Below are 5,343 nucleotides of genomic sequence, written 5' to 3'. Positions count from 1 at the left end.
GATCAACCGACCCCTCGCATGGCTATCGACCTAGCACAGACTCCGAGTATGCAAATCCGTGCGCTTTCCTACCCCACGTATTCACGTGTACCACAACCGCCGAATGCGGGTCGCTTTACTGCCGAACAGCCATACGAATTCCCCTTGCTGTATTCAGGACCGATACGGATCCGGTAGACACCGATCCGACACCCCGCGAGGTGCGGTACCCAGCCGACTCCTATCCGAAACATCTCCTCGACATTAGCCTGACAGCAAACAGCTGGCATACGATTTTCAGGGAACACCCTAGTAACAATTCAATTCAGGTCGGTCGCGAATTCGGACATTCCGTGCGAAACCAATATTCCGACAACACCGCAGGTCGAAGCGATGGAGCTGCGGATGTCGCGCTGCCGCTCGCGATGCAGACCGGTCACCGACGGTGCGACCTCCGGCCCCGATATGGCATATACCCAGCGTGATCGGCAAATCTTGCCATGACGGCAGTCGAACTCATCGATCGATCGAATCCGCTGATCGCAGTCCTGTCGACATTCGACACTCCATGGAACGCCTAGAGCAGACCACGGCTCCGGATTTTATGGTGGACATACCGATCTCGCGCGTGTCGCGCGCCGAATATACCAAATCGTTTGCCACCGATATTCGGGGCTTGACTTAATAGCGAGACCATTTGACAGCTCGACACATACTGGCCATTCCCTGAATAACTGCAAACAAGACATTCGGTATGTGACACGCCGCCAGTACGGCCGATGAGAATTCACTTTCGGCAACCATGCCGCGACTGCAACGTCACCTGGCGACACACAGACAACAAATGGCCCCGCCGACAAGGTCGGCGGGGCCATTTGTCAGGACTACCGATCAGTCTTCGTAGGCATCCAGCGGCGGGCACGAGCACACCAGATTGCGGTCACCGAACGCACCGTCGATGCGCCGCACAGAAGGCCAGACCTTCGGACGAGCATGGCCGATACCGCGCGGGTACACCGCGGTCTCCCGGCTGTACGGGTGGTTCCACTCGGCGACCAGGCTGGCCGCGGTGTGCGGCGCACCGCGCAGCGGGTTGTCGGTCACCGGCCACACCCCGGCCGCGACCTGGTCGATCTCACCACGGATGGCGATCATGGCGGCGATGAACTCGTCGATCTCCTCGAGGTTCTCGCTCTCGGTGGGTTCCACCATCAGGGTGCCCGCGACCGGGAAGCTCATGGTCGGCGCGTGGAAACCGTAGTCGGCCAGTCGCTTGGCCACATCGTCGACGGTGACGCCGGTCTGCTTGGTGATCTCCCGCAGATCCAGGATGCACTCGTGGGCGACCATGCCGTTCTCGCCGGTGTAGAGCACCGGGAAGTAGGCGTCGAGGCGCCGGGCGATGTAGTTGGCCGACGCGATCGCGGTCAGCGTCGCCGCGCGCAGGCCCTCGGCGCCCATCATCCGGATGTAGGCCCAGGTGATCGGCAGGATCGACGCGGAACCGTAGTTCGCCGCCGACACCGCGTGCGAACCGGCTTCGAGCGGGTCACCGGGCAGGTACTGCGCCAGGTGCGCACCCACCGCGACCGGGCCGACGCCGGGGCCGCCGCCGCCGTGCGGGATGCAGAAGGTCTTGTGCAGGTTCAGGTGGCTCACGTCGCCGCCGAACCGGCCCGGACGGGCAAGCCCGACAAGGGCATTGAGGTTGGCGCCGTCGACGTACACCTGGCCGCCGGCATCGTGCACGAGCGCGCACAACTCGGCGACCTCGTGCTCGTAGACGCCGTGGGTGGACGGGTAGGTGATCATGATGCAGGCCAGCCGATCGGCGTGGTCGGCGATCTTGGCACGCAGGTCGTCGAGGTCGACGTCACCGTTCGCGCGGCACTTGACCACCTCGACGCGCATGCCGACCATGGCCGCCGAGGCGGCGTTGGTACCGTGCGCGCTGGACGGGATGAGGCAGGTGTCGCGGTGATCGTCACCGCGATCGAGGTGGTAGCGGCGGATCGCGAGCAAGCCCGCGTACTCGCCCTGGCTACCGGCATTGGGCTGCAGGCTCACCGCGTCGTAGCCGGTGATCTCGGCCAGCCACCGCTCAAGGTCGGCGATCAGCTTGCGGATGCCGGGGGTGTCCTCGGTCGGCGCGAAGGGGTGCAGGCGGGCGAAGCCGGGCCAGGTGATGGGCTCCATCTCCGCGGTCGCGTTGAGCTTCATCGTGCACGAACCGAGCGGAATCATGCTGCGGTCCAGTGCGATGTCCTTGTCCGAGAGCGCGCGCAGGTAGCGCAACATGGCGGTCTCGGTGTGGTGGCGGGTGAACGCCGGGTGGGTCAGGTAGTCCGAGGTGCGGGTCTCGATCGCGGCGGGCTCGGCGCCCGCGCCCGCGTCGGGAGTCAGTGCGGTGCCGAAGGATTCGACGACGGCCGCGACATGCGCGTCGGTGGTGGCCTCGTCACAGGCGATGGCGACGTGGTCGGCGTCGACCAGGCGCAGGTTGATGCCCTTCGACTTCGCCTTGGCGACAACAGCTTCCGCGCCGCCGGGCACGTGGGCGAGCACGGTGTCGAAGAAGGCACCGTGCACCACGGCGCCACCGAGGCCGCTCGCGACGGCAGCGGCGTGCTGGTGCACCCGGCGCGCGATGGCGCGCAGGCCGTTGGCGCCGTGGTAGCTCGCGTACATCGCGGCGACGATGGCCAGCAGCACCTGGGCGGTACAGATGTTCGAGGTGGCCTTCTCGCGGCGGATGTGCTGCTCACGGGTCTGCAGCGCCAGACGGTAGGCGGGCGCGCCGTCGGCATCGACGGACACGCCGACCAGGCGACCGGGCAACTGACGGGCGAAGGCGGTGCGCACGGCGAGGTAACCGGCATGCGGGCCACCGAAGCCCATCGGCACGCCGAAGCGCTGGGTGGTACCGAAGCACACGTCGGCACCCTGTTCACCGGGCGGGGTGCTCAGCGTCATCGCGAGCAGATCGGCACCGGCGGCGACCAGCGCGCCACGCTCGTGGGCGGCGGCGAACAGCGAGGTCCAGTCGACGATGCGGCCCGACGCGCCCGGAGTCTGCACGATCACGCCGAAGAACTCGCCCTCCGGCAGCTCCCCGGTCGACAGGTCGGCCTCGATGATCTCGATGCCGAGCGGCTCGGCCCTGGTCCCGATGATGGTCTTGGTCTGCGGGAACAGGTCGGCGTCGATCAGCAGCCGATTCGACTTGGACTTGCCCGCGCGGCGCAGCAGCGTCATCGCCTCGGCCGCGGCGGTGGCCTCGTCGAGCATGGAGGCGTTGGCGACGTCCATGCCGGTCAGATCCGACACCATGGTCTGGAAGTTGAGCAGCGCCTCGAGCCTGCCCTGGCTGATCTCGGGCTGGTACGGGGTGTAGGCGGTGTACCAGGCGGGGTTCTCGAGCAGATTGCGCACCAGCACCGGCGGGGTAAGGGTGTCGTAGTAGCCCAGACCGATCATCGAGGTGGCGACGGTGTTCGCCTGCGCCAGCGTGGCCAGTTCCTCGAGCACCTCGTGCTCGGAGGCGGGCGCGGGCAGCGCGCCGAGGCCGGATTCGTCGAGGATCGTGGCGGGCAGCGCCGTGGTCGCGAGTGCGTCGATGGACTCGACGCCGATGGTCGCGAGGATCCGGGCGAGTTCGTCGGAATCGGGTCCGATGTGGCGGTCGGCGAACGAACGGGTCACGGGCAGCTCCAGGTCGGGCGGGTCGACCTCGTGGTCGACGGGTACCAGCCCTCCCCCTCTGTCTGTGCGCCTGAGAGATTCGGAAACCCGGCCCCGAAGATCGGTGACCGTGCCCCTTTCCCCGTGGGCGGGCAGCCGGATGCCACCGCTTTCCAGAGGCGTCGAATCACCGTGCGGTCCCTGTTGCCTGAGAGATTGACGGGGAGGTGCTGCTCCTTCGGCGCCCCGATTCTCGCGAACCGAGGACTCTCCCGCACGGCGGCGACGCACCACTGATTCTAGATGCAGCAAACCCCCGGTCGCGCCACCAGGGGCACGCCGGGGGTGTAGCGCTGGTCACTAACCGGTCTTGCGGTTCTCTCTCACCTTGCGGCGGAAGGAGAGCTCGTCTTCGGGGCGGTCGGTGATGGCGGTGGCTCGTTCTGCCGGGAAGTCCGCGATCGCGCCGGTCAGCTCACGCATGGCGCCACCGACGGCGATGCCGAAGACTCCCTGGCCGCCCTGCAGTAAATCGACGACTTCCTCGGGCGAGGTGCACTCGTACACCGAGGTTCCGTCGGAGAACAGGGTGATCCCGGCCAGATCGCCCACGCCACGACTGCGCAGGTGATCGACGGCGATCCGGATGTTCTGTAAAGAGATGCCCGCGTCCAGCAACCGCTTCACGATCTTGAGGACAAGGATGTCCTTGAACGAGTACAGCCGCTGGCTGCCCGATCCCGCCGCACCACGGATCGACGGCACGACCAGCCCGGTCCGGGCCCAGTAGTCGAGCTGACGGTAGGTGATGCCGGCGACCTGACACGCGCTCGGCACCCGGTAGCCGACCAGATCGTCCGGAACCGAGTCGTCCGGGAACAAGCCAGGCTGTACGACATCCTGCGTTTGTTCTTCCACTGATCGCTCCTTCTGCCGACGTTCTCGGGTCGGAGTCACGACGGATGTTGCCCGACTTTCGAGGTTACTCCTGCCATTGTCGGACCTGCGGTGTTGTCACACCAAGCACCAAACGCCGCGATTCCCTGGACCTCTACTTCAGGTTTAGAAGATCGTGGTCAGCTGTCGGTCGCCTTGAAGTCGTCGGGCGAGACCGACTCCAGGAACTCCTTGAACTTCTCCACCTCGTCCTCGCGTTCGTCGGGCATCACCAAGCCCGCCTCGGCGAGCACCGGTTCTTCGGCGTAGATCGGGCACCCGACGCGCAAGGCGATCGCCACCGAGTCCGACGGCCGCGCCGAGACCCGCAGGTCGCCGTCGAAGACCAGATCCGCGTAGAAGGTGCCCTCCTGCAGATCCACGATCCGCACTTCCTTGAGTGTGTGTCCCAGCTCGGTGATCAGAATCTTGATCAGATCGTGAGTGAGCGGACGGATCGGCGTGACCCCCTCCTGCTCGAGCACGATCGCGGTGGCCTCGGCCTGCCCGATCCAGATCGGCAGATACCGCTCCCCCGAAGCCTCCCGCAGCAGCAGCACGGGCTGGTTCTGTGGCTGCTCGACACGGATGCCGATGACACGCATCTCGCTCATGAGTAAGTCCTGCCTCCCATACTCGGCCGCCGGCCGGCACGACAGCTGCACAGCTCGCCGTATCAACGAGTCTAGGCGAATTCTGGGGCGCGCAAGAAAGACGTTCGCGCCGAAATCGGTGTGTAGCCGGGGC

The 5,343-nt window shown here is 66.0% G+C and carries 3 protein-coding genes and 1 riboswitch; all 3 genes read right to left on the bottom strand.

Features of this window, described 5'->3' with window-relative positions:
• Nucleotides 1–870: 870 nt before the first annotated feature.
• The 3 genes from gcvP to ACFULV_RS17450 all read right to left on the bottom strand — a co-directional run bounded on the left by gcvP (nt 871) and on the right by ACFULV_RS17450 (nt 5,210).
• On the bottom strand, nt 871–3,681 hold the full coding sequence (gene gcvP, locus ACFULV_RS17460) for an aminomethyl-transferring glycine dehydrogenase (RefSeq protein WP_378657756.1): 2,811 nt from the start codon (nt 3,679–3,681) through the stop codon (nt 871–873).
• A 164-nt stretch (nt 3,682–3,845) separates the two neighbouring features.
• Nucleotides 3,846–3,945, bottom strand: a riboswitch (glycine riboswitch).
• Nucleotides 3,946–4,020: 75 nt separating this feature from the next.
• On the bottom strand, nt 4,021–4,578 hold the full coding sequence (locus ACFULV_RS17455; protein ID WP_131816826.1) for a MerR family transcriptional regulator: 558 nt from the start codon (nt 4,576–4,578) through the stop codon (nt 4,021–4,023).
• 158 nt (nt 4,579–4,736) lie between these two features.
• Nucleotides 4,737–5,210, bottom strand: coding sequence for a bifunctional nuclease family protein (locus ACFULV_RS17450; protein WP_067446263.1), 474 nt, complete (start codon nt 5,208–5,210; stop codon nt 4,737–4,739).
• Between the last annotated feature and the right edge of the window lie 133 nt (nt 5,211–5,343).

This window comes from Nocardia sp. NPDC057272 (genome assembly GCF_042668615.1).
Classification (GTDB): domain Bacteria; phylum Actinomycetota; class Actinomycetes; order Mycobacteriales; family Mycobacteriaceae; genus Nocardia.
This window is presented reverse-complemented; position numbering and strand designations above follow the sequence as displayed.